This window comes from Halopseudomonas pachastrellae (assembly GCF_900114765.1).
GTDB lineage: Bacteria > Pseudomonadota > Gammaproteobacteria > Pseudomonadales > Pseudomonadaceae > Halopseudomonas > Halopseudomonas pachastrellae.
In genome coordinates, this window is sequence record NZ_FOUD01000006.1 from 91,281 (window position 1) to 112,404 (window position 21,124).

General features: G+C 59.8%; 18 protein-coding genes and 1 other RNA gene. 10 read left to right on the forward strand and 9 right to left on the reverse strand.

Annotation, left to right across the window (positions count from 1 at the left end; genetic code table 11):
* Nucleotide 1 precedes the first annotated feature (1 nt).
* Complete coding sequence (locus BM116_RS06170; RefSeq protein WP_083726408.1) at nucleotides 2-1,045, reverse strand: ABC transporter substrate-binding protein; 1,044 nt, start codon at nucleotides 1,043-1,045, stop codon at nucleotides 2-4.
* A 2-nt stretch (nucleotides 1,046-1,047) separates the two neighbouring features.
* Nucleotides 1,048-1,845, reverse strand: coding sequence for a cysteine hydrolase family protein (locus BM116_RS06175; protein ID WP_083726406.1), 798 nt, complete (start codon nucleotides 1,843-1,845; stop codon nucleotides 1,048-1,050).
* Between the two features lie 267 nt (nucleotides 1,846-2,112).
* Here BM116_RS06175 and BM116_RS06180 point away from each other — a divergent pair, with 267 nt between their 5' ends.
* Nucleotides 2,113-3,000, forward strand: a complete 888-nt coding sequence (locus BM116_RS06180) for a LysR family transcriptional regulator (protein ID WP_083726404.1) — start codon at nucleotides 2,113-2,115, stop codon at nucleotides 2,998-3,000.
* A gap of 82 nt (nucleotides 3,001-3,082) precedes the next feature.
* Nucleotides 3,083-3,895, forward strand: coding sequence for a hydroxyethylthiazole kinase (gene thiM, locus BM116_RS06185; protein WP_090475048.1), 813 nt, complete (start codon nucleotides 3,083-3,085; stop codon nucleotides 3,893-3,895).
* A 5-nt stretch (nucleotides 3,896-3,900) separates the two neighbouring features.
* On the opposite strand, the gene arsJ is transcribed toward thiM, so the two are convergent.
* Genes arsJ through BM116_RS06210 form a run of 5 tightly spaced genes read right to left on the reverse strand, consistent with a single transcriptional unit; the run spans nucleotide 3,901 to nucleotide 8,304 of the window.
* Nucleotides 3,901-5,124 (reverse strand): organoarsenical effux MFS transporter ArsJ, encoded by a 1,224-nt coding sequence (gene arsJ / locus BM116_RS06190; RefSeq protein WP_083729071.1) that lies wholly within the window; start codon nucleotides 5,122-5,124, stop codon nucleotides 3,901-3,903.
* A gap of 11 nt (nucleotides 5,125-5,135) precedes the next feature.
* Entirely contained in the window at nucleotides 5,136-6,140 is a 1,005-nt protein-coding gene (locus tag BM116_RS06195; protein WP_083729073.1) for an ArsJ-associated glyceraldehyde-3-phosphate dehydrogenase, read from the reverse strand.
* Nucleotides 6,141-6,162: 22 nt separating this feature from the next.
* Nucleotides 6,163-7,185, reverse strand: a complete 1,023-nt coding sequence (gene arsB / locus BM116_RS06200; protein WP_083729075.1) for an ACR3 family arsenite efflux transporter — start codon at nucleotides 7,183-7,185, stop codon at nucleotides 6,163-6,165.
* A gap of 9 nt (nucleotides 7,186-7,194) precedes the next feature.
* Nucleotides 7,195-7,911 (reverse strand): arsenical resistance protein ArsH, encoded by a 717-nt coding sequence (gene arsH / locus BM116_RS06205; protein WP_083729077.1) that lies wholly within the window; start codon nucleotides 7,909-7,911, stop codon nucleotides 7,195-7,197.
* A gap of 12 nt (nucleotides 7,912-7,923) precedes the next feature.
* Nucleotides 7,924-8,304, reverse strand: a complete 381-nt coding sequence (locus BM116_RS06210; protein ID WP_083729079.1) for a metalloregulator ArsR/SmtB family transcription factor — start codon at nucleotides 8,302-8,304, stop codon at nucleotides 7,924-7,926.
* A 389-nt stretch (nucleotides 8,305-8,693) separates the two neighbouring features.
* Between BM116_RS06210 and BM116_RS06215 the strand changes: the two genes are divergently transcribed.
* The 7 genes from BM116_RS06215 to BM116_RS06245 all read left to right on the forward strand — a co-directional run bounded on the left by BM116_RS06215 (nucleotide 8,694) and on the right by BM116_RS06245 (nucleotide 18,352).
* On the forward strand, nucleotides 8,694-10,445 hold the full coding sequence (locus tag BM116_RS06215; protein ID WP_083729081.1) for a type I restriction-modification system subunit M: 1,752 nt from the start codon (nucleotides 8,694-8,696) through the stop codon (nucleotides 10,443-10,445).
* Nucleotides 10,438-11,712, forward strand: coding sequence for a restriction endonuclease subunit S (locus tag BM116_RS06220; RefSeq protein WP_083729083.1), 1,275 nt, complete (start codon nucleotides 10,438-10,440; stop codon nucleotides 11,710-11,712). Before BM116_RS06215 ends, BM116_RS06220 begins: the two co-directional genes overlap by 8 nt.
* A 4-nt stretch (nucleotides 11,713-11,716) precedes the next feature.
* Nucleotides 11,717-12,559 carry a TIGR02391 family protein gene (locus BM116_RS06225; RefSeq protein WP_083729085.1) on the forward strand — a complete coding sequence of 281 codons (843 nt, stop codon included), beginning with the start codon at nucleotides 11,717-11,719 and terminating at the stop codon, nucleotides 12,557-12,559.
* 197 nt (nucleotides 12,560-12,756) lie between these two features.
* Nucleotides 12,757-13,587: a type IV toxin-antitoxin system AbiEi family antitoxin domain-containing protein gene (locus BM116_RS06230; RefSeq protein ID WP_083729087.1), complete on the forward strand. Its 831-nt coding sequence runs from the start codon at nucleotides 12,757-12,759 to the stop codon at nucleotides 13,585-13,587.
* 15 nt (nucleotides 13,588-13,602) lie between these two features.
* Nucleotides 13,603-14,541 carry a nucleotidyl transferase AbiEii/AbiGii toxin family protein gene (locus BM116_RS06235; protein ID WP_083729089.1) on the forward strand — a complete coding sequence of 313 codons (939 nt, stop codon included), beginning with the start codon at nucleotides 13,603-13,605 and terminating at the stop codon, nucleotides 14,539-14,541.
* Entirely contained in the window at nucleotides 14,538-17,627 is a 3,090-nt protein-coding gene (locus tag BM116_RS06240) for a type I restriction endonuclease subunit R (protein WP_083729091.1), read from the forward strand. Before BM116_RS06235 ends, BM116_RS06240 begins: the two co-directional genes overlap by 4 nt.
* Complete coding sequence (locus BM116_RS06245) at nucleotides 17,627-18,352, forward strand: M48 family metallopeptidase (RefSeq protein WP_083729093.1); 726 nt, start codon at nucleotides 17,627-17,629, stop codon at nucleotides 18,350-18,352. Before BM116_RS06240 ends, BM116_RS06245 begins: the two co-directional genes overlap by 1 nt.
* A gap of 179 nt (nucleotides 18,353-18,531) precedes the next feature.
* Here BM116_RS06245 and ssrA read toward each other — a convergent pair.
* Nucleotides 18,532-18,885: a transfer-messenger RNA gene (ssrA, locus tag BM116_RS06250) on the reverse strand.
* 203 nt (nucleotides 18,886-19,088) lie between these two features.
* Nucleotides 19,089-19,571, reverse strand: a complete 483-nt coding sequence (gene smpB, locus BM116_RS06255) for an SsrA-binding protein SmpB (RefSeq protein WP_083726902.1) — start codon at nucleotides 19,569-19,571, stop codon at nucleotides 19,089-19,091.
* Nucleotides 19,572-19,718: 147 nt separating this feature from the next.
* Here smpB and BM116_RS06260 point away from each other — a divergent pair, with 147 nt between their 5' ends.
* A complete protein-coding gene (locus BM116_RS06260; protein ID WP_083726900.1) occupies nucleotides 19,719-21,122 on the forward strand; it encodes a sodium-dependent transporter in 1,404 nt (467 codons plus the stop codon).
* Nucleotides 21,123-21,124 lie beyond the last annotated feature (2 nt).

A 21,124-nucleotide genomic window follows, 5' to 3' on the forward strand; every position in this document is an offset into this window, starting at 1 on the left:
CTCACAGTTTGCTCGGGCGGTCAGCCCGGGCCGGCAGGAAGCTGCGGTCGAAGATCTGGGTCGGGGCCGGTGCGTTCTCCAGCTGGTTGGCCTTGACCACGATGTCGATGTTCTGCTGCAGGCGGTCGTCGCTGACGTCGCCCAGGCCGATGTCGGCGATTTCCGGGTGGCTCATGTCGTTGCGTACGGTGGTCAGCATCTTGTCGGTCTCGACCGCGCGGTTGAGCAGCGGCTCGCGGCGCATCAGTGCGTCGATGGCTTCTTCGGGGTTGGCGACGGCGTCCTGAATGGCCTGGTTGATGGCGGCGACAAAGCCACGCACGGCCTCAGGGTGCTCGGCGATGAACTCCTGGGAGAAGAAGATCGAGTTGGAGTACAGGTCCATGCCGTGATCGCCGTAGCGAATGAAGCGCAGCTCCTCGTCCGGGTTGATGCCCATGCCCTTGGCGCTGAAGCTGATGGTGGTGATGTAACCGAAGGCAGCGTCGATCTGGCCGCGCATCAGCAACTGCTCACGCAGGTTGGGCGCCATGTTGTTGATGGTGACCTTGGACTGGTCTATGCCGGTCATCTCGGCAAAGGCCGGGAACAGCTTCAGGGCGGCGTCGTTAGCCGGGGCGCCGACGATCTTGCCTTCCAGATCCTGCGGTTCGGTGATCGGACTGTCGCTCTTGACCGCAATCACGAACGGCGGGGTGTTGTAGATCATGTAAACGCCCACCGGCGCACGCTCCGGCTGGGTCGAGGCCAGCTGGATCAGCGCGTTGGTGTCACCAAAGCCCGCGTCGTAGACACCTGAGGCCACCTTCGGAATGGAAGCGGCAGAGCCTTCGCCCTGATCGATGGTGACGTTCAGGTCGTGCTCCTTGAAGTAGCCCTTGTCTTCGGCGAGGAAGAACCAGGCCTGGGCGCCTTCGTACTTCCAGTTCAGAACCAGGTCGATATCGGTCGCCGCCTGTGCGTTGGCCGCGGCGAACATGCCCAAGCCAAGGCTGAGGGCGCTAAGGGTTTTGGCCAGACGTGGCCGGCGGATTTTTGCTGACATATTCAAGACTCCTGATGGTGTGATGCGATGGCGGTATTCAGCGCAGCGGCCGTGGCAACAAAGCCGTGGCACTGCGCAACAAGAAAGTGGATGGCGCGGCTGACATAGGCCGGCGAGGGGGTAGAGCAGGCGTCGCGCAGCAGCACGCAGTCGTAGCCGAGAAAGGCCGCGTCCTGCAGGGTGGAAAAGACACAGCGGTCGGTGTTGATACCGGCGAACAGCAGACTGGTGATGCCCTGGCCGCGCAGGATGCTGTCCAGTTCGTTGTCCCAGAAGCCGCTCAGGCGGTGTTTGCACACCTGAATATCGGCGGGCTCGGGCGGCAGTTCGCTGATCACCTCCGCGCCCCAGCTGCCCTGCACCAGTGCCGGGCCGTGGTCGATTGGCGAGTGCTCGCCATAGCCCACCTCGCCCGCGCCTCGCTTGCCGACAAAGTGCACCACCGGCGGCAGATTCAGGCGGTCGGCGCGGATGCCCCAGTTGAGCCAGACCACACGGCCGCCCGCCTGGCGCCAGGCTGGCAGCAGCTTGCGCAGCGGTGCGATGGGGCGCCGTGTGGCGCGCATGCTGGCGCCTTTTTGCGCGAACCAGCCCTCGGGGTGGCAGAAGTCGTTCTGCATGTCGACCACGACCACTGCGCTGGTGCTGATGTCCAGCTCCAGGTTGCCCTGATCACTGCCGAACAGCAGCGGCTGCGGGGTGTGGGGCGGACGCAGCAGGCTGGTCACACCGTAGTGTCGGTGCCAGGCATTGTCCGGGTGAGGGCCGTAGGCCTCGGTGTCGTCGATGGTCTTTTTCATGCTGGCAGACGATGCAGTGCACATGCCATTAGTGACTATCAAATGTCACCTTTTAGCGTGCATTGCGTTGCCGTTTAGGCAACGGTTATGCTGCAGCCGGGATGCCGGGCGGCTTGCCGGTCATTGGCTTGCTTCGCGCGTCGTTCAAGGGTTCGGGCTATGCGGCAGTCTGGGTGAGGTATGCATGGTTGGCGAGTGCGACCGCCCGGCAATGAATGCACTCATGCTGTGCGGTTTGCTGCACTGTGACGGTGCTCAGGAGAAGCTATGAACCACCTGCGTTTTTTGCACTATCTGGATGAAGTGGCCCGGGTGGGGTCGATTCGCCAGGCCGCCGAGCGTCTGCACGTGGCGCCCTCGGCGGTCAATCGGCGTATTCAGGATCTGGAGGACGAGCTGGGCACGCCGCTGTTCGAGCGCCTGCCCAGGGGCATGCGCCTGACCGCGGCGGGTGAGCTGTTTGTGCAGTACATCCGCAGCCGCGCCGCGCATCTGGAGCAGGTGCGCTCGGAGATAGAAGACTTGCAGGGGCTGCGCCGGGGGCGTGTGCGTATCGTGGTCAGCCAGGCGGCAGCCGGCAGCTACCTGCCCAAGCGTATTGCCGGCTTTCGCCAGCAACACCCGCTGGTGGAGTTTCAGGTACAGGTGGGTGATCACCATCGGGCACTGGATGCGCTGCGCAGCTTTGAGTCTGATCTAGCGCTGATCTTTCATCTCACCCCGGAGACCGACATCCAGCGCATGCATGAGCTGGTGCAGCCGCTGTGCGTGGTCATGCACCGAGACCATCCGCTGGCGGCTCAGCCGGGCGCCATCAGTCTGCGACAGTGTCTGGATTTCCCGGTGGTGCTGCCCAGCCGGGAAACCGCCGGCCGGCAGCTGCTGGACACCTATCTGGCGCGGCGCTCGATCAAGTTGCGGGCGCTGGTCGAGAGCAACAGCTTTGAATTTCTGCTCGGTTACCTGCGCTATGAGCAGGCGTTGAGCTTTCAGATTCAGATTGGGGTACCGCAGGCAGGTGACGAGCTGGTCAGCCGCGAAATTGCCGATAGGGGCTTTCCGGCGGCTAACCTGGTGCTGGCCTCGCTGCAAAATCGCCAGCTACCGGTGGTGGCCTACGCCTTTGTCGAGTACCTGATGCACGCAACGGGTTGATTGGCGCTTGCGCTAAGGCACCAGAAAACAGGCGCCTGACTGGTGGTAGAGTGCGCCGATATTCATCACGGGGGATGCAGGCATGGGTGTGTGCGATAGCGAGTTGGCCGATAGCTGGGCGCTGTATCAACGGCTGCGCGAACAGACGCCACTGGTGCAATGCATCACCAATTACGTGGCTATGAACATGACCGCCAACGTGCTGCTGGCCGCAGGCGCCTCGCCTGCTATGGTGCACAGCGATGCGGAGACTGGCGAGTTTGCGGCCCTGGCCTCTGCGCTGAGCATCAATATGGGCACACCTTCGCCGCAGTGGGCTGAGGGTATGCGCACCGCCATTACCGGCGCCCGAGGGGCTGGCGTGCCCTGGGTGCTGGACCCGGTAGCGCACGCGGCAACCGCCTACCGCCGTGGCCTGGTTGCCGAGCTGCTGGCGCTGCAGCCGGCGGCGATTCGCGGTAATGCCTCGGAGATCATTGCGTTGGCTGGCGCCGCCGGGCAGGGGCGTGGCATGGACAGCGGCGATTCGGTGGATAGCGCAGCAGAGGCGGCGCAGCAGTTGGCGCGGGCGCAGGGCTGCGTGGTGCTGGTGACCGGCGAGACCGACCTGGCCACCGACGGCCAGCGCAGCCTGCGTATTGTCGGCGGCAGCCATTTGATGCCGCAGGTAACCGCCATGGGCTGTGCCCTCAGCGCGCTGCTGGCCGGTTTTGTTGCCATTGCCCGGGATCAGCCGCTGGCGGCGGCGGTGGCAGCGGCGCGGGTATTTGCTGCGGCCGGGCAACGAGCGCAGGAGCAGGCCGCGGGGCCCGGCAGCTTTTTGCCGGCTTTTCTTGATGCGCTCTATCTGCTGCAGCCGGCTGACCTGGCGCGCTGCCCGGCGACGGCCAGCTAAGGCTGTCAGCCCTGCTGCGGTGCGCGCTGCGCCGGCAGACCCAGCGAAATTAACCCGGCCAGCAGCACAAAGGCGCTGGAGGTCCACAGGCAGGCGGCCAGCCCGTATTGCTGGTAGACCCAGCCCGACAGCAGGGTGCCGATCAGCCGCCCCATGGCGTTGGACATATAGTAGAAGCCGACGTCCAGCGACACGCCGTCGCCCTTGGCGTAGCTGACAATCAGGTAGCTGTGCAGCGACGAGTTGATGGCGAACACCACGCCAAACAGCAGCAGGCCACCAATCAGCACGGCGCTGGCGCTCTGCGGCGCGAGCTGCATGCCCAGGGCAATGGCGGCGGGTAACAGGGCCAGCAACAACGCCCAGCCAGCAGCGCTGCGCCCGGCCGGCACCTGCTGCCGGCCGGTCAGTCGTGGCGCTATCGACTGCACCAGCCCGTAGCCGATCACCCAGCTGGCCATAAAGCCGCCGACCAGCCAGAAGTCCCAGCCCAGCGCGCTGCTCAGGTACACCGGCAGGGCAATCACAAACCACACATCACGCGCGCCAAACAGGAACAGGCGCGCGGCCGAGAGCAGGTCGATGGCCCGGCTTTTGGACAACAGGTCGCGGAATTTAGGTTTAGCGCTGGCACGCCCCAGGTCCTGCTTCAGCAGGCGCAAGCTGATCAGCCACACCGCCGCCAGCGCAATCGCCATAGCCAGTACCGCGCCGGCAAAGCCGAGCAGCACCAGCAGCGCACCACCCAGAAAGAAGCCCACGCCCTTTAAGGCATTTTTGGAGCCGGTGAGAATGGCCACCCACTTGTATAACGTGCCTTGTTGCTGATCAGGCACCAGCAGCTTGATGGCGCTCTTGGCGCTCATCTTGTTCAGGTCCTTGGCGATGCCGGACAGCGCCTGCGCCGCCATCACCCATGGCACGCTGAGGGCGCTGGCCGGTAGCGTCAGCATCAACAGCGCCACCACCTGCAAGGCCAGGCCCAGATTCATGGTGCGGTTCAGGCCGATACGCGCGCCCAGCCAGCCGCCGATCAGGTTGGTGACCACGCCAAAGATTTCGTAGAACAGAAACAGCGCGGCAATCTCCAGCGGCGCGTAGCCCAGACTGTGAAAGTGCAGCACCACCAGCATGCGCAGCGCGCCGTCGGTCAGGGTAAAGGCCCAGTAGTTGGCGGTGACCACCAGATACTGGCGCACGGCAGCCGGCAGGCTGGACAGTGTGCGCATCTCACGCGTCCTCAGGTGTATTGGCCGACCAACCGTGCCAACTCCACGGCGCGGTTGGCGTAACCCCACTCGTTGTCGTACCAGGCGTAGAGCTTGACCTGGGTCTGGTTGATCACCATGGTCGACAGCGCGTCGATGATCGAGGAGCGCGGGTCGGTGCGGTAATCAATGGACACCAGCGGGCGTTCCTCATAACCGAGAATGCCGCGCAGCGGGCCGTCCGCCGCCTGCTTGAGCAGGGCGTTGACCTCGTCCACGCTGGTAGGCCGTTCGACCTCAAAGACGCAGTCGGTGAGCGAGGCATTGGCCAGCGGCACGCGCACCGCATGGCCGTTCAGGCGGCCGCGCAGCTCGGGGAAAATCTCGGCAATCGCGGTAGCCGAGCCGGTGGTGGTGGGGATCAGGCTCATGCCGCTGGCGCGGGCACGGCGCAAGTCCTTGTGCGGTTGGTCGAGGATGCTCTGGGTGTTGGTCAGGTCGTGAATGGTGGTGATGGAGCCGTGGCGGATGCCCAGCGCCTCCTGAATCACCTTGACCACCGGCGCCAGACAGTTGGTGGTGCAGGAGGCGGCGGTAACAATGCGGTGTTGCTGCGGGTCAAAGCGGTCCTGGTTGACGCCCATCACCACATTCAGCGCGCCCGGCTCCTTGACCGGCGCACACACCACCACCCGTTTGACGCCCTGATCCAGATACGGCTGCAGGCTGGCCAGGGTTTTCATCTTGCCGCTGGCCTCGATGACCAGATCGCAGTCGCTCCAGTCGGTATCGGCCAGCGCGCGATTGGCCGTAACCGTGATCGCCTTGCCCTCGATCAACACCTGCTCGGCGTTGCTGCCGGCCTCGTGCTGCCAGCGGCCGTGCACCGAATCAAAGTTGAGCAGGTGGGCGTGCGTCGCCGCGTCGCCCGCCGGGTCATTGATGCGCACAAACTCCAGCTCTGGCCAGTCCCAGGCTGCGCGCAGCGCCAGGCGACCAATGCGACCAAAACCGTTGATACCTACCTTGATGCTCATAGCGGACTCCTGCCTTGTGAGGTCACTCTGTGCTTGGGAACCAGTGACGGGTGCGGTTGGCAAAGGCCACCAGCGACAGCATGACCGGTACCTCGACCAGCACGCCGACCACCGTGGCCAGGGCCGCACCGGAGTGCAGCCCGAACAGCGAGATGGCGACAGCGACGGCCAGCTCAAAGAAGTTGGAGGTGCCGATCATGCAGGCGGGCGCTGCAATCGGATGCGGCAGGCGCAGCTTCCAGGCGGCCACATAGGCCAGCGCGAAGATGCCGTAGGTCTGCACCAGCAGCGGGATGGCAATCAGCACAATGGTCAGCGGCTGGCTCAGCAGGGTGTCGGCCTGCAGACCGAACAGCAGTGCCACGGTGCCGAGCAGGCCCAATACCGACCAGGGCTTGAGGCGCTGCAGCAGCTGCGGCAACTGCTCGGGCGCCCGGCGCTGCAGCCACTGGCGGGTCAGCACGCCCGCGCCAAGCGGCAGCACCACGTAGAGCAGCACCGACAGCAGCAGCGTCGCCCATGGCACCTGAATATCGCTCACGCCCAGCAGCAGGCTGACCAGCGGCGCAAAGGCAAACACCATGATCAGGTCGTTCACCGACACCTGCACCAGCGTGTAGTTGGGGTCGCCACGGGTCAGCTGACTCCAGACAAACACCATGGCAGTGCAGGGCGCCACGCCCAGCAGGATCATGCCGGCGATGTATTCGCCCGCGCTTTGCGGGTCCACCCAGTCGGCAAACAGCACACGAAAGAACAACCAGCCCAGCAACGCCATGGTGAAGGGTTTGATCAGCCAGTTGACGATGAGTGTCAGTACCAGCCCGCGCGGACGTTTGCCGACATCTCGCACGGCGGCAAAGTCGATCTGCACCATCATCGGGTAGATCATTACCCAGATCAGCACCGCCACCAGCAGATTGACGTGGGCAAACTCCAGCGCCGCCACACCGGCAAACAGCGCCGGAAACAGCGAGCCCAACACCACACCCACAGCGATAGCCAGTGCAACCCACAGGCTCAGCCAGCGTTCAAACAGTCCCATGATCCATCCTCAAATTTGCTGCTGGTTGACCCGCGCCGACAGCTGCTCGGCCGACTCGCGCCGCTCGGAGTAGCGGTCTACCAGGTAGTCGCTGTGCTCGCGCAGCAGCAGGGTGAATTTCACCAGCTCTTCCATGACATCCACTACCCGCTCATAGAACGGTGAGGGGCGCATGCGCCCGGCCTCGTCAAACTCCAGAAACGCCTTGGGCACCGACGACTGGTTGGGGATGGTGAACATGCGCATCCAGCGGCCCAGTAGCCGCAACTGGTTCACCACGTTGAATGACTGCGAGCCGCCGCACACCTGCATGACCGCCAGCGTCTTGCCCTGGGTTGGACGCACCGCGCCGATGCTCAGCGGCACCCAGTCGATTTGCGCCTTGAACACCGCCGTCATCGCGCCGTGACGCTCGGGCGAACACCACACCTGCCCCTCGGACCACTGCATCAGCTTACGCAGCTCAACCACCTTGGGGTGGGTGTCCGGCGCATCGTCCGGCAGCGGCAGGCCAGATGGATCAAAGATGCGGGTTTCAGCGCCAAAGTGGGCCAGCAAGCGTGCGGCTTCTTCGACCAGCAGGCGGCTGTAGGAGCGCTCACGCGTCGAGCCGTGCAGCAGCAGAATGCGCGGCGCATGCGTGGCGCGCAGCGGGCTGTGCAGGCTTTGCGGATCGGGGGCGGGGGCCAGGTCGAGATCCAGATTGGGCAGGTCAGGGTGAGACATGCAGACTCCGATTCAGCTAATTGAGGGGGCGGCAGGCGAGCAGCAGAGCGCGTTGCGCTCGGGCCGCTCACCCATCTGCTGCAGCCGCCGGCTGTCTGCGCTCAGCCAATGGCGATTGCTTGCCAGCGTGGTATCCAGCACCTTAGCCACCCAGTCCGGCAGGTTGGGGTGCAAACGGTAATACACCCACTGCCCCTGCCGCCGATCCGCCAGCAACCCGCCGGTACGCAACTGCGCCAGGTGGCGGGAAATCTTCGGCTGACTCAGCTCCAACGCCGCCGTCAACTCACACACGCACAGCTCACCCTCGGCGGCGATCAGCAGCATCAGACGCGTGCGGGTCTCATCGGCCAGGCACTTGAAGACGGTGGGTGGGGTGAGGTGTTCGAGCATGTTTTTGGCCAGGCCGGTTCTATCAGTGAATATGCATATATGGATTAGCGTATGCGATGGTACGGCTGTCTTGTTTGCTGGGTCAATGGGTGCGCAATTGAGCAAGCGTATTGGCAATTTGGTCGTACACAGCCCCTCAGGAAGCATTGATCAGTGCTGCCTTAAACAGCCCGCCACTGTTGCTGCCCGATCCGCAGGCTCGGCTGCAGGGGGTAACGCGGGTAAACATGCAGTTCCCCTCGGCGCTTTAAAGGTCGTCAACAGTAAGGCTCATGCGCCTGGCATCCTTTTACATTGCCGGCCTCACCCGGCGCCGATAGACTCAAAGCCTTTTGCTACGCGCTTGGGCACCGTCGCCCACGCCTATTTCAATAGATGGAATTCATTGAATGAGTCACAGCATTACCCTCCCGCAACTCGAATCCTACCTCTGGGAAGCCGCCGACATTCTGCGCGGCAACATGGATGCTTCCGAGTACAAGGATTACATCTTCGGCATGATGTTTCTCAAGCGCCTGTCTGATGCTTTTGAGGAAGCCCGTGAGGTGGTGGTGCGTTATTACGTGGGCAAGGGCAAGTCCCAGCAGCAGGCCGAAGCGCTGGCTGATGACGAGGATGAATACGACAAGACCTTCTACATTCCGCCCCAGGCCCGCTGGGATGCGCTGAAAGACCTAAAGCACGATATCGGCGCCGAGCTGAACAAGGCCACCGAGGCCATCGAGGAATACAACACCGCGCTGGAAGGCGTGCTGGTGTCCATCGACTTCAACATCAAAAACAAGCTCAGCGACAAAAAGCTGCGCGACCTGCTCAGCCACTTCAGCAAGCACCGGCTCCGTAATCAGGACTTTGAGCGGCCCGACCTGCTCGGCACCGCCTACGAATACCTGATCAAGATGTTTGCCGACAGTGCCGGCAAAAAGGGCGGCGAGTTTTATACCCCCTCGGAAGTGGTGCAGCTACTGGTCTCCCTGCTGCAGCCCCACGCCGGCATGCGCATCTATGACCCAACTGCCGGCTCCGGCGGCATGCTGGTGCAAACCCGCAACTACCTGGCCACCCACGGCGAGAACGCAGCCAACCTGTCGCTCTACGGCCAGGAGATGAACCTAAACACCTGGGCCATCTGCAAGATGAACATGTTCCTGCATGGGGTCTACAGCGCCGACATCCGCAAGGGCGACACCCTGCGCGAGCCGCAACACACCGAACACGGCGAGCTGATGACCTTTGACCGGGTGATCGCCAACCCGCCCTTCAGCCTGGCGAAATGGGGCAAGGAGGAGGCCGACAACGACCCCTATGGCCGCTTCCCCTATGGCACCCCGCCCAAGGACGCCGGCGACCTGGCCTTTGTTCAGCACATGATCGCCAGTCTCAATGCCGACGGCATGATGGGCGTGGTCATGCCCCACGGCGTGCTGTTCCGCGGCGCCAGTGAAAAGGCCATCCGCCAGGGCATACTGCAGGATGACCTGCTGGAAGCGGTGATTGGTTTGCCGTCCGGCCTGTTCTACGGCACCGGCATACCCGCCTGCCTGCTGATCATCAACAAGCGCAAGCCCACCGAGCGCCGTGGCAAGGTGCTGTTTATCAACGGCGAGCTGGAGTTTGAAGAGGGCAAGAACCAGAACAAACTACGCCAGCAGGACATCGACAAGATCATCCACACCTTCGAGCGCTATGCCGAGCTCAAACGCTACTCCAAGATCGTCGCGCTGGCCGAGATTGCAGAGAACGACTTTAACCTCAACATCCGCCGCTACGCTGACACCAGCCCCCCGCCGGAAATCTTCGACGTGCGCGCCATCCTCCACGGCGGCATCCCGGTGCGGGAAGTGGAGAGCGAGTATATCCGCGAAGAAATTCTGCAAGACTTTGACGTATCCAGGGTCTTTGTTCCCCGCGATTCCAGCGACAGCGGCGATCCAGCAGCGTTTGAGTATTACGACTTCAAGCCCGAGATCGACAGCAAGGCCGCCATCCGTGAGGCCGCCGGCGACGCTGATGCACAGGTCATCAACCAACTGGAACGCTGGTGGGATAAGTATCGCGTGTCGCTCAATGAACTGGATGCTCAGGTGGCGGAAGCGGAAAGCGTAATGAAGGGGTATTTGAGGGAGCTGGGGTATGAGTGAGGCTGCGCCTTCTGGTTGGGAGTTGACCACGCTGGGCAGAAATGCACAGCTGATAACCGACGGCGCCCATGCCTCTCCCCCTACGCATGAGGGTGGGAGACCGATAGCGACAGTTCAGAATATGGGGTCAAGATTTATTGATTTCGCGTCGTGCCGTTTGATTTCAGAGAATGACTTTAACTCCTTGGTTAGAGGTAATTGCGCTCCTGAGGTTGGGGATGTTCTTTTTTCGAAAGATGGCACTGTGGGGAAAACCTTTGTTTACCGTCAATCAGAAAAGGTTGTGCTGCTTTCATCGATAGCCATTATCAGACTGGACGAAAGCAATATTGATCCTGAATTCTGCAGCCAGTTTTTACTCTCTCCGCTATTTTATCAGCAGCTCGAAAGTGCAAAGTCAGGATCTGCCATTCGGAGAATCGTTCTTAATGAGTTAAAGAAGATAGAGATTCCTAGACCTCCTCTCCCCGAACAAAAAAAAATTGCGGAGATTTTGTCATCCGTCGATGACATGGTCGAAAAAATACGCGCTCAGCTCGACAAGCTGAAAGACTTGAAAGCCGGCATGATGCAGGAGCTGCTGGTCAACGGTATTGGGCCGGACGGCGCCCCGCATAGCGCGTTCAAGGATTCGCCGGCGGGTTTCGTTCCAGCAGAGTGGAGTGTGGTTGAACTTAAAGAAGTAGCCAAAGTGAAAGGTGGTAAGCGAATGCCAAAAGGCCGACCTTTCGCGGAAAACAAAACTCCTTACCCCTACATTCGAGTAAGTGATTTTAGTAACGGTACTATCAAAGGTGACAATTTAAGATACGTCCTACCAGAAGATAGGGAGTTAATAAAACGGTACACCATCAGCAAAAATGACCTTTATATTTCAATTGCAGGCACGATAGGCGTTACGGGGTCTGTTCCGGATAAGCTTGATGGGGCTCAGCTTACAGAGAATGCGGCAAAAATTGTTCTCACTGATACGCAAAGAGCATGTGCTGGCTTCCTCAAACACCTTATGTCCTCCAACCAGGTTCAGGACCAACTAAACCAAGAGAAAGGTACGGGCGGGGGCGTTCCCAAGCTTGCCTTATTTCGCATAGAGTCAATTCTCATTAAACTTCCGCCGATGCGAGAGCAGATAGTCATAGCCAGATCTCTGGACTCTATTGACCATCGTCTAGATTCTGCCAATAAGAAACTCGCCGCATTGCTGCTAGTAAAAAAAGCCCTAATGCAAGACCTCCTTACCGGAAAGGTTCGCGTAAAGGTGGATTAACCACATGCCTTCATTTAAACCAAAAGATTTGGCTGCCATCGAATACCACGGGGCAAGCGGGATAACTCAGCACTGTTTGGATGCTGTAGCGCGATTGATCCACTTTGGCGATAAAATCTATGTGGCCAAGCTGCTCACCTGCCTTGATCGTCATAACTGCGGTGATCACGGGCTGCTGTTGACGATGGAACATGAGCATTTTGTTGCCATAAAGCCCGGCTTTTCTTCTGGCTATAACGGCGAAGGCCCCACCGGGTTATCAACGGTCTTGCGGATGTTGCAGTGGCAGGGGGCAGACATTGAAGAATACGATGTTTCACCCGCAATCATGGAACGTCTCAATGCAGGCTGCCTGTTGAGTAAAGATGTGGATTATCTGGAGCTGGCTAAGCCGGTTTTGCCCGTGCGTTATTACGACTACATGCTGGGTTCACATCGTGACTTGCAGCGATACTTTCCACCCACCATTAATTTCGGGTTACTGGACAAGCGCCTTGTGGATCTGGCGCTGAACTTTCCCGAAAACCCTGGCTATGCCATTGATTCCGCGTTTAAACGCCTGGAAGACCAGATTCGCCGGCGGATCGATATGCCGGGAGAAAGTGGCAGCAAGTTGCTGACCAAGGCTTTTTTGGGGGAGGGCTCTATTCTCCACTGGGGTGATGAAAACCCAAGCGAGCAAAGTAGCAAAGCCAACCTGTTCAAATCGGTTTTCGGGGCTTATCGCAATCCCCGTGCGCATCGTGAGGTAGCGGCAAGCGATGACGAAGCGGTGCGCGAGTTTATGCTGGTGAACTCACTTTACCTGCTTGAAGCTGCAGCAGTAGCCAGGAAGCCGAATGCCTGACAGCAAGATGCAGCTACCGGGAGAGCTGCGAAAGGTTTAAAAATGGCGTGGAATACGGCGTTTCTCGCCGTAATGGCTTGATAAGTTAAACCAGTACGCTACGCTGGTTTAAAAATCCCTATAAGTACGGCGCTGATCGCCGTAAAGTCTTAACCACTTAAACCGTTACCCTCACGTTATGGTGTATTCAGCCTGCTATGTCTGATGACTCCCGCCCTAAAACCGCCGCCGCTGGCGCTGATACGCTGAGCACGCTGCTGCCGATGGGCATGGTGGCGAGTCGGGCGTGGTTGCTGGCGCACGGCCTGAGCAAGGACAGGCTGGATAACCATGTCAAAAGCGGCCGGCTCAGAAAGTTGGCCCGTGGCGTTTTTTGTCAGCAGCATGCGGCATTGAACTGGGAGAATGTGGTGGCGTCCTTCTCCTTGTCGATGGATATCCCGGCCTATGCCGGGGGGCTGACTGCTCTGGAGGAATACGGCTACAGCCAGTACCTCACGCTGGGTGCCCAGCGGGTGATAGAGGTATACAGCACCTTGCCGGAACCCAGCTGGCTGCAGGTGCTGGCCGGGCAAGTTGAGGGCGTGCGCTTTCGCTGGCACAAAACGCAGCGCCTCTGGCAGCCGGAGGCCGTTGAACAGCAAATCGGCGTGCTCCATCGCCCCTGGAGCCCCGGCGCCAATGCTCAGGTATTGGCGCGTGCCGAGACGGCCTATATCGAGCTGCTGCATGAGGTGCCGGAGCAGATCAGTTTTGAGCACGCCGATGAGATCATGCAAGGCTTGACCAGCCTGTCACCCCGCAAGGTAAGCCTGATGTTGGCGCACTGTAAGAGCATCAAGGCCAAGCGCCTGTTTTGCTGGTTTGCTGATCGGCACTCCCACAGCTGGTGGAAAACGCTGAACGACCAGGAGGTGGACTTGGGCAAGGGCAAGCGGGTGATCGAAAAGGGCGGGCGCCTGGATAAACGCTATTGGATAACAGTGCCGGCCAGCCTGTATCAATACTATCCCGACGACCAAACCTGATGAGCACTGTGCTGAATGGATAATACAGAGCGCTATCGAAAGCAGGTGCAGCTGCTGTTGCAGGTGTTGCCGCTGGTGGACAAGGAACGCTGTTTTGCCTTGAAAGGCGGCACCGCCATTAACTTGTTCGTTCGGGACTTTCCGCGGCTGTCTGTGGATATCGACCTGGTCTATTTGCCTATCGAAAGTCGAGACACGTCGCTGGAGAATATTCAGCAGGCCTTGGCTCGTATTGCCGAAGATATTGAGCGCCGTTTGCGCGGGGTAACTGTTACCCAAGCCTATGAAGCAAAACCGGATGCGTTGCGTTTGGTGGTGCAGCGCGGCACGGTGCTGATCAAGGTAGAGTTGTCTCCGGTGTTACGGGGCTCGGTGTATGAACCCGAGCGCAGAGCCGTCTCCGAACGGGTTGAAGACGAATTCGGCTATGCCGAGATGCAGGTTGTCAGTCTGGCTGACCTGTATGCCGGCAAGATTTGCGCTGCCTTGGACAGGCAGCACCCTCGCGATTTGTATGACATCCACCTGCTATTGCAGAACGAAGGGCTGACCGAGGCAATACGTAAAGCGACCTTGGTGTACATCATCAGTCATCATCGACCGATAGCCGAGCTGCTAAACCCCCACCGCAAAGACATTAGCGACGTGTATCGTGGTGAATTTGCCGGCATGGCAAGCGATGATGTGCCACAAGAGACTCTGGAGGCGGCCAGAGAGCAGCTGATCCGCTTGCTCCATTGTTCTATCAGTGATGCTGAAAAGCAGTTTTTGTTGTCCTTTAAAAACAAAACGCCGGATTGGGCCTTGTTAGGGCTGGAAGGCATTGAGGCGCTGCCCGCGGTACGTTGGAAGATGAAAAATCTTGAGCAGATGCGCGCGCCAAGCCATCTGCAGGCGTATAAAACGCTAGAGGACGTATTACACAGACTCGGTAGGGACGAGGAGTTGGAGTGACTCAGGACGAATACGACAAGGTTGAAAGCCCCGCTTTAGCTCAGCTGCAACAATTGGGCTGGTGCTTCATTCCGGGAGCTGCGCTAGCCCCTGACGCGGCTGGTCAGGAGCGGACGTATTTCCGCGATGTGGTACTGGCCAAGCGGCTGGAGGCGGCGCTGCGGCGCCTGAACCCGTGGATCAGCGACGAGAACCTGCGCAAGGTGCTGCGCGGCTTTACCCACCCCAACTTTGCCGGGTTAGTTGAGTACAACAAGGCCATTTGGGAAATGCTCTGCGGTACCGGCGATAACGCCATTGCCGTGGAGCAGGATCTTGGCGCAGGCCGCAAGGGCCAGACCGTTACCGTGGTGGATTTTGATAACCCGGCCAATAACGACTTTCTCTGCACCAGCCAGTTCAAGGTCGAAGGGCCTAACCAGACGATCATTCCCGATATTGTTTGCTTCGTGAACGGCCTGCCGCTGGCGGTGATCGAGTGCAAATCGCCCTATGCCGCCGATGCCATGGGTGAGGGCATTAACCAGCTGCGCCGTTACGCCAACCTGCGCCGCCCGGAAGACGATGAGGGCGCGCAGAAGCTGTTCTGGTACAACCAGTTGATGGTCGCCACCTGCCGGGATCAGGCGCGGGTTGGCACCATCAGCTCCATGGCCCAGCACTACGGCGACTGGAAAGACGCCTACCCCTATACCGATGCAGATATTCAGGCGCTGGCTCAGCCGGCAGCGACACAGGGCGTCACCGATATCCCTTCTGCGGCCTATCTGGTGGCTGCGCAGCAGGTGGCCGCGGGCAACGCCGCGACTGCTGATGAGGTGACTGCCCAGCAGCGGCTGCTGATGGGCATGTTCAGCCGCGATACCTTCCTCGACCTGATCCGCAACTTCATCCTGTTCGAGCCGGTGGAGGGGCGGTTGATCAAAAAGGTCGCCCGCTATCAGCAGTACCGCGCGGTCAATAAGGTGATCGCACGGCTGAAACACGGCAAGGATCGCAAGGAAAAGTCTGGCGTGGTGTGGCACACCCAGGGCTCGGGCAAGTCGCTGACCATGGTGATGCTGGCGGTGAAAATGCGCCGCGACCCGCAGCTGCAAAAGTACAAGCTGGTGTTCGTCACCGACCGCACTCAGCTGGACAGCCAGCTCTCGGCCACCTTCCGCGATGCGCAGAACGAAACCATCCACAACGCCACCTCGGTCGCCAAGCTCAAGGAGCTGCTGACCCGCGATGCGTCCGACATTGTGACGGCTATGGTGCAGAAGTTTCAGGATGCTGCCGAGGCCGGTGATTTTGCCGACCTGAACCCCAGCGACAAGATCATCGTGCTGGCGGATGAAGCACACCGCACCCAGTTTGGCGGGCTGGCCGCGACCATCAACGCGGCGCTGCCCAACGCACCCAAAATCGGCTTTACCGGTACGCCGCTGCTGAAAAACCAGAAAATGGATCAGGCCTTTGGCGGCTATATCGACCAGTACAAGATCAACGAAGCGGTGGAAGATGGCGCGACGGTGCGCATCATCTACGAAGGCCGTCAGGTAAGAACAGAGGTGGCGGGAGAGTCGCTGGACGCGCTGTTCGACGAGTACTTCAAGGATTACAGCGACGACGAAAAGCGTGAGATCAAAAAGAAATATGGCGTAGAGCGCGCAGTGCGCGAAGCCCCGGCGCGGATTCGCTGGGTGTGTATCGACCTGCTCAAGCACTTCCGGGAAAAGATTCAGCCCGACGGCTTCAAGGCGATGATTGTGGTGGGCAGCCGCCACGCCGCCACGCTGTACAAGAAAGCCCTGGATGAGCTGGGCGCGCCGCCATCCGAGGTGATCATCAGCGGCAACCATAATGACCCGCTGTACATTGCCCAATACACCGACAAAACCCGGCACAAGCACGCCATTGACGCCTTCAAAAAGCCCCTGAGCGAAAGCCCGTTGGCCTTCTTGATCGTGAAGGACATGCTGCTGACCGGCTTTGATGCGCCCATTGCCCAGGTGATGTACATCGACCGCAGCCTGAAGGATCACACCCTGATGCAGGCCATCGCCCGGGTGAACCGCGCCTACAAGGGTAAGGAGGCCGGTTTTGTGGAGGATTACTACGGGCTGTCGGATTACCTCGCCGAGGCGCTGGAGCAGTTCAGCACTGACGACGTAGAGGGTACCTACCATACCCTCAAAGATGAAATCCCGAGGCTGAAAGCTGCGCACACGCGGGTGGCCCAGCTATTTGCGGGAGTGCAAGGCAAGGACATTGATGCCTACGTGCTGGCGCTTAAGGGAGAAGACCTTCGCCAGCAGTTTGAGCTGGCTTTCAAACGCTTTGCCAAACAAATGGACGTGGTGTTGCCCGACCCGGCAGCCCGGCCGTTTATTGCCGACCTGAAGCTGTGGGGTAAGGTGCAGAACTCCGCCCGCACCCGTTACCGTGACCCGGGCCTGAATATCAATGACGCCGGAGAAAAGGTCAGGCAGCTGGTGAATGAGCACATCCTCAGCACCGGTGTTGATCCGAAGATTCCACCTGTGGATCTGATGGCGGCCAACTTTCGCGAATCGGTGCAGCAGATCAAGTCACCGGAGTCGCGCGCCTCCGAGATCGAGAGCGCCATCAAGCACCACATCACCGTCAACCTGGAAGAAGACCCGGAATACTACAAATCACTTAGCCTGCGCCTGCGCGACATCATCGAGAAGACCAACGGCAAGTGGGATCAGCAACTGGAATTGCTGCTGGCCATGGTCAGTACCCTTGAGAGCGACCGTAAGCAGGCCGCCAAAGACCTGGGCCTCACTGAAACCGAGCTGGCGTTCTACAACATCCTGATGGCCGAGGTGATTCGCCTGAGTGGCGACGAGGTGGTGGACGAGGCCGTGCATGAGGAGATCAAGGCGACCACCCGTGCGCTGGTCGAGATGTTCGACGAAGCCACCCAGATCGTTGATTTCTTCAAGAAGGACGAAGAGATCAAGCGCATGAAAAAGGCGATCAAGCGCGCCATTCTCGATTGCGCCTTCGCCGACCCGGCGCTGGTGAAGGTGGTGCAGGATCGCTTTATGGAATTGGCCAAGAGTAAGTTCGCCTGATGTCGGCCGCCCGGGAACCTGAATACCGCGATGGTCACGGCTTTATTGTCGAGGTCATCCGCACCCGCCGCCGCAAGTCAGCGGATATCCGCGTGGAAGAGGGCGCGGTGTCGGTGGTGGTTCCGCTCGACACGCCGGTAGAGAAAATCGACCAGTTGCTGGCCAGCAAGCGCAGCTGGGTCAGGGAAAAGATCGCCCTGCACCAGGAGGCAGTCCCGGTCAGGGCCAAACGATACGTCTCTGGCGAAGCCTTCAGCTACCTGGGCCGCAACTACCGCCTGAAGGTGGAAACGGGCAATTTTGCGCCGGTGAAACTAACCAATGGTCGGCTGCTGGTCACGGTACCTGCTGGCGCGGAGCAGCCGCATATCGTGCGAAACGCGCTGGTGCGCTGGTACAAGCGGCAAGCCGAGCAGAAGCTGCAGGAAAAGGTGACGCGCTACGCACCGATGGTCGGTGCTCATCCCGCTGGCGTCAGTGTGCGCTCGTTCAAGTCCCGCTGGGGCAGTTGCACTGCCAAGGGCGCCGTTGAGTTCAACTGGCAGATCATGATGGCGCCGACGCGCATGATCGATTACGTTGTCGTCCACGAACTGTGCCACCTGATCCGCCACGACCATTCGCAGGCATTCTGGCGCGAGGTGGAACGGGTGATGCCGGATTATCAGCAGTGCCGTGACTGGTTAAGGGCCAACGCCGCGAAGCTGGTATTTGATGCGCCTTGAAGGTAAATAGCGCGGTGCCAGCCTCAGGCTGACACCCCTATTGCTGGATCGCCCCGGCCGCCTACCTGCAAAAATGCGACGAGTGCCTGATGTCGATATTTTTGCGACACTGGCATAAGCCAGAAAGCAAAAAGCCCTGAAAATCACTTGGGTTATCAGGGCTTTAGGTCTTGCTAATTTGGTGGAGCCGGGGGGATTTGAACCCCCGTCCGCCAGTCCTCCGCTATCGGTTCTACATGCTTAGCCATCTCTACTTAGTTAACTCCGCGCCGCCCGAGTGGCAGGGTGCTTGGAGCGAGCTGTATAAGTTTTAGCCGTTACGTCTACAGCAAACTTGGCGGCGATCCTGTTCTATCTGTCGGTCAACTTCGGGTTTACAGGCATCCCCTGGTGACCGCTAGCCGGCTTAAGCGGCTAGTGCGTAGTTGTCGTCGTTGGCAACTATAAATGTGCAGCAGCGAATTTACGAGATCTGCTACCAACTCGGCATGCCCCTCAAGTTTTGTAACCGTCGTCGAATCCAAATCGGCCCCAAATCTTGCTGGTCTGTTACTGAGACGGGATTGTACGCGAAAGGTTCCGTGCGGAACAGGGCGTGATGCAGGCAAAAAAATACCCTGACGTATCAGGGCATAGGGCGTTACATGCTTTAAACCATAAACAGGCGGGTGGAGCGACCTGCCTGTCATAAGCTGTGACCGGGTGTTATCGGGTTGGTTCCGAGACGGTGAAAAAATTAGCGATTATTTTCGCGTACGACCCGCTGCTTCTCGCGATCCCAGTCGCGTTCTTTCAGGCTCTGGCGCTTGTCGAAGTCTTTCTTGCCGCGTACCAGGGCGATTTCGCATTTGACCAGGTGGCCTTTCCAGTACAGCGCCAGCGGCACGCAGGCAAAGCCCTTGGCTTGTACGCCGCCGATCAGCTTGTCTAGCTCGCGGGCGTGCAGCAGCAGTTTGCGTGTGCGGGTTGGGTCGGCAATCACGTGGGTGCTGGCGGTTTTCAGCGGGGTGATGTGGGCGCCGAGCAGAAAGGCTTCGTTGTTCTTGAGCATGATGTAGCTGTCGACCAGTTGCACCTTGCCTTCGCGCAGGCTTTTTACTTCCCAGCCTGTCAGGGCAATGCCGGCTTCGAAGCGTTGCTCGATGAAGTAGTCGTGTTTGGCCTTTTTGTTCAGGGCAATGGTGCCGCTGTTGGCCGCTGGTTTCTTTGGTTTGCTCATGGGCGGCGATTATACCTGTATTTGCGGGGTTTTAGCGTGGAGTTTTCGCGCAGTAGGCCTACCCTTCATTAATACGCTAGCTCTTGTGGGTGTTGGTCAAAATCTGGACAATGCCTTCCTTTTTTTCAGGGCTAACCGGGAACGCTCATGAGCAAAGACACTGTCTCCATTCACGGGATCTGGGCAAGTCGCTGGGTCTTCATTCTTGCTGCGACCGGCTCAGCCGTAGGCCTCGGTAATATCTGGAAGTTCCCGTACATGACCGGCATGTATGGCGGCGGCGCCTTTGTGCTGGTCTATCTGGTGTGCATTGCGCTGATCGGTTTGCCGGTGATGTTGGCTGAGACGCTGCTGGGCCGTCGCGGCCGGCAGAGCCCGGTTAATACCCTGAGCACGCTGGCGCGCTGCTCGGGTGCCTCCGAGCGCTGGTCTTGGGCGGCGGTTATGGGGATGATCGGGGCGCTGCTGATTCTGTCCTTTTACAGTGTGGTTGCCGGCTGGGCGCTGGATTATATCCTCGGCATGGTGCGCGGAGAGTTCAGCGGTATTGATGGCGCCGGTGCCGGCCAGCGCTTCGGCGGCCTGACCAGCGACCCGGTGCGGCTGACCATTTGGCACTCTCTATTTATGCTGCTGACTGCCTGGGTGATCGCCCGTGGGGTGGTGGCGGGGCTGGAGCGCACGCTGCGCATTCTGATGCCTTTGCTGTTTGTGCTGCTGCTGGCGCTGCTGGGGTACAGCATGACCACCGGGCACTTTATGGAAGGCGTGCGCTTTCTGTTCGATTTTGACCTGGCCAAGGTGCCGGACGGCATTCTTGCCGCCATGGGACATGCCTTCTTTACCCTGAGCGTGGGTGTCGGCTCGATCATGGTGTTTGGTGCCTATATGCCGCGCAAGGCGTCGATTGGCTCGACCGTGCTCACTGTCGGGCTGCTGGATACCGTGGTGGCGTTGACGGCCGGGATGGCGCTGTTCCCGGTGGTCTTTGCCGCCGGGCTGCAGCCCAATGAAGGGCCGGGGCTGATGTTTGTCACGCTGCCGATTGCCTTCGGCAACATCGCCGGTGGCAACGTGTTTGGTGTGGTGTTCTTCCTGCTGGTGACCGTGGCTGCCTGGAGTTCTGCGATCTCGATGCTGGAGCCGGCGGTGGCGTTTTTTGTCGAGCGTACCGGCCGCAGCCGCGGCCAGGTGACCTCCGTTATTGCGCTGCTGTGCTGGGTGGTTGGCCTGGGCACGGTGCTGTCGTTCAACCTGCTGGCTGATGCGCGTTTCTTTGTCACCGATGCTGACGGCTGGCACCTGTATCGCTGGACCAGTGAGGGCGGCATGACCTTCTTTGAGTCTATCGATTACCTCACCAGTCGCATAATGTTGCCGTTGGGCGGGCTGCTGTTTGTGCTGTTTGCTGGCTGGGTGCTGGATCGCGATGTATTCCGGGATGAGCTGGCGCTGCGGCATCAGCGCCTGTTCTCGTTGGTCTATTCGCTGTTACGCTATGTTGCCCCTGCGGGCATTCTGATCATTCTCGTAACTGAACTGAGCAAGTGAAA

Excerpts from the sequence above, each read along its gene's own strand:
- BM116_RS06170 (WP_083726408.1), bottom strand. The coding sequence starts at position 1,045 with ATGTCAGCAAAAATCCGCCGGCCACGTCTGGCCAAAACCCTTAGCGCC.
- BM116_RS06175 (WP_083726406.1), bottom strand. The coding sequence starts at position 1,845 with ATGAAAAAGACCATCGACGACACCGAGGCCTACGGCCCTCACCCGGAC.
- BM116_RS06180 (WP_083726404.1), top strand. The coding sequence starts at position 2,113 with ATGAACCACCTGCGTTTTTTGCACTATCTGGATGAAGTGGCCCGGGTG.
- thiM (WP_090475048.1), top strand. The coding sequence starts at position 3,083 with ATGGGTGTGTGCGATAGCGAGTTGGCCGATAGCTGGGCGCTGTATCAA.
- arsJ (WP_083729071.1), bottom strand. The coding sequence starts at position 5,124 with ATGCGCACACTGTCCAGCCTGCCGGCTGCCGTGCGCCAGTATCTGGTG.
- BM116_RS06195 (WP_083729073.1), bottom strand. The coding sequence starts at position 6,140 with ATGAGCATCAAGGTAGGTATCAACGGTTTTGGTCGCATTGGTCGCCTG.
- arsB (WP_083729075.1), bottom strand. The coding sequence starts at position 7,185 with ATGGGACTGTTTGAACGCTGGCTGAGCCTGTGGGTTGCACTGGCTATC.
- arsH (WP_083729077.1), bottom strand. The coding sequence starts at position 7,911 with ATGTCTCACCCTGACCTGCCCAATCTGGATCTCGACCTGGCCCCCGCC.
- BM116_RS06210 (WP_083729079.1), bottom strand. The coding sequence starts at position 8,304 with ATGCTCGAACACCTCACCCCACCCACCGTCTTCAAGTGCCTGGCCGAT.
- BM116_RS06215 (WP_083729081.1), top strand. The coding sequence starts at position 8,694 with ATGAGTCACAGCATTACCCTCCCGCAACTCGAATCCTACCTCTGGGAA.
- BM116_RS06220 (WP_083729083.1), top strand. The coding sequence starts at position 10,438 with ATGAGTGAGGCTGCGCCTTCTGGTTGGGAGTTGACCACGCTGGGCAGA.
- BM116_RS06225 (WP_083729085.1), top strand. The coding sequence starts at position 11,717 with ATGCCTTCATTTAAACCAAAAGATTTGGCTGCCATCGAATACCACGGG.
- BM116_RS06230 (WP_083729087.1), top strand. The coding sequence starts at position 12,757 with ATGTCTGATGACTCCCGCCCTAAAACCGCCGCCGCTGGCGCTGATACG.
- BM116_RS06235 (WP_083729089.1), top strand. The coding sequence starts at position 13,603 with ATGGATAATACAGAGCGCTATCGAAAGCAGGTGCAGCTGCTGTTGCAG.
- BM116_RS06245 (WP_083729093.1), top strand. The coding sequence starts at position 17,627 with ATGTCGGCCGCCCGGGAACCTGAATACCGCGATGGTCACGGCTTTATT.
- smpB (WP_083726902.1), bottom strand. The coding sequence starts at position 19,571 with ATGAGCAAACCAAAGAAACCAGCGGCCAACAGCGGCACCATTGCCCTG.
- BM116_RS06260 (WP_083726900.1), top strand. The coding sequence starts at position 19,719 with ATGAGCAAAGACACTGTCTCCATTCACGGGATCTGGGCAAGTCGCTGG.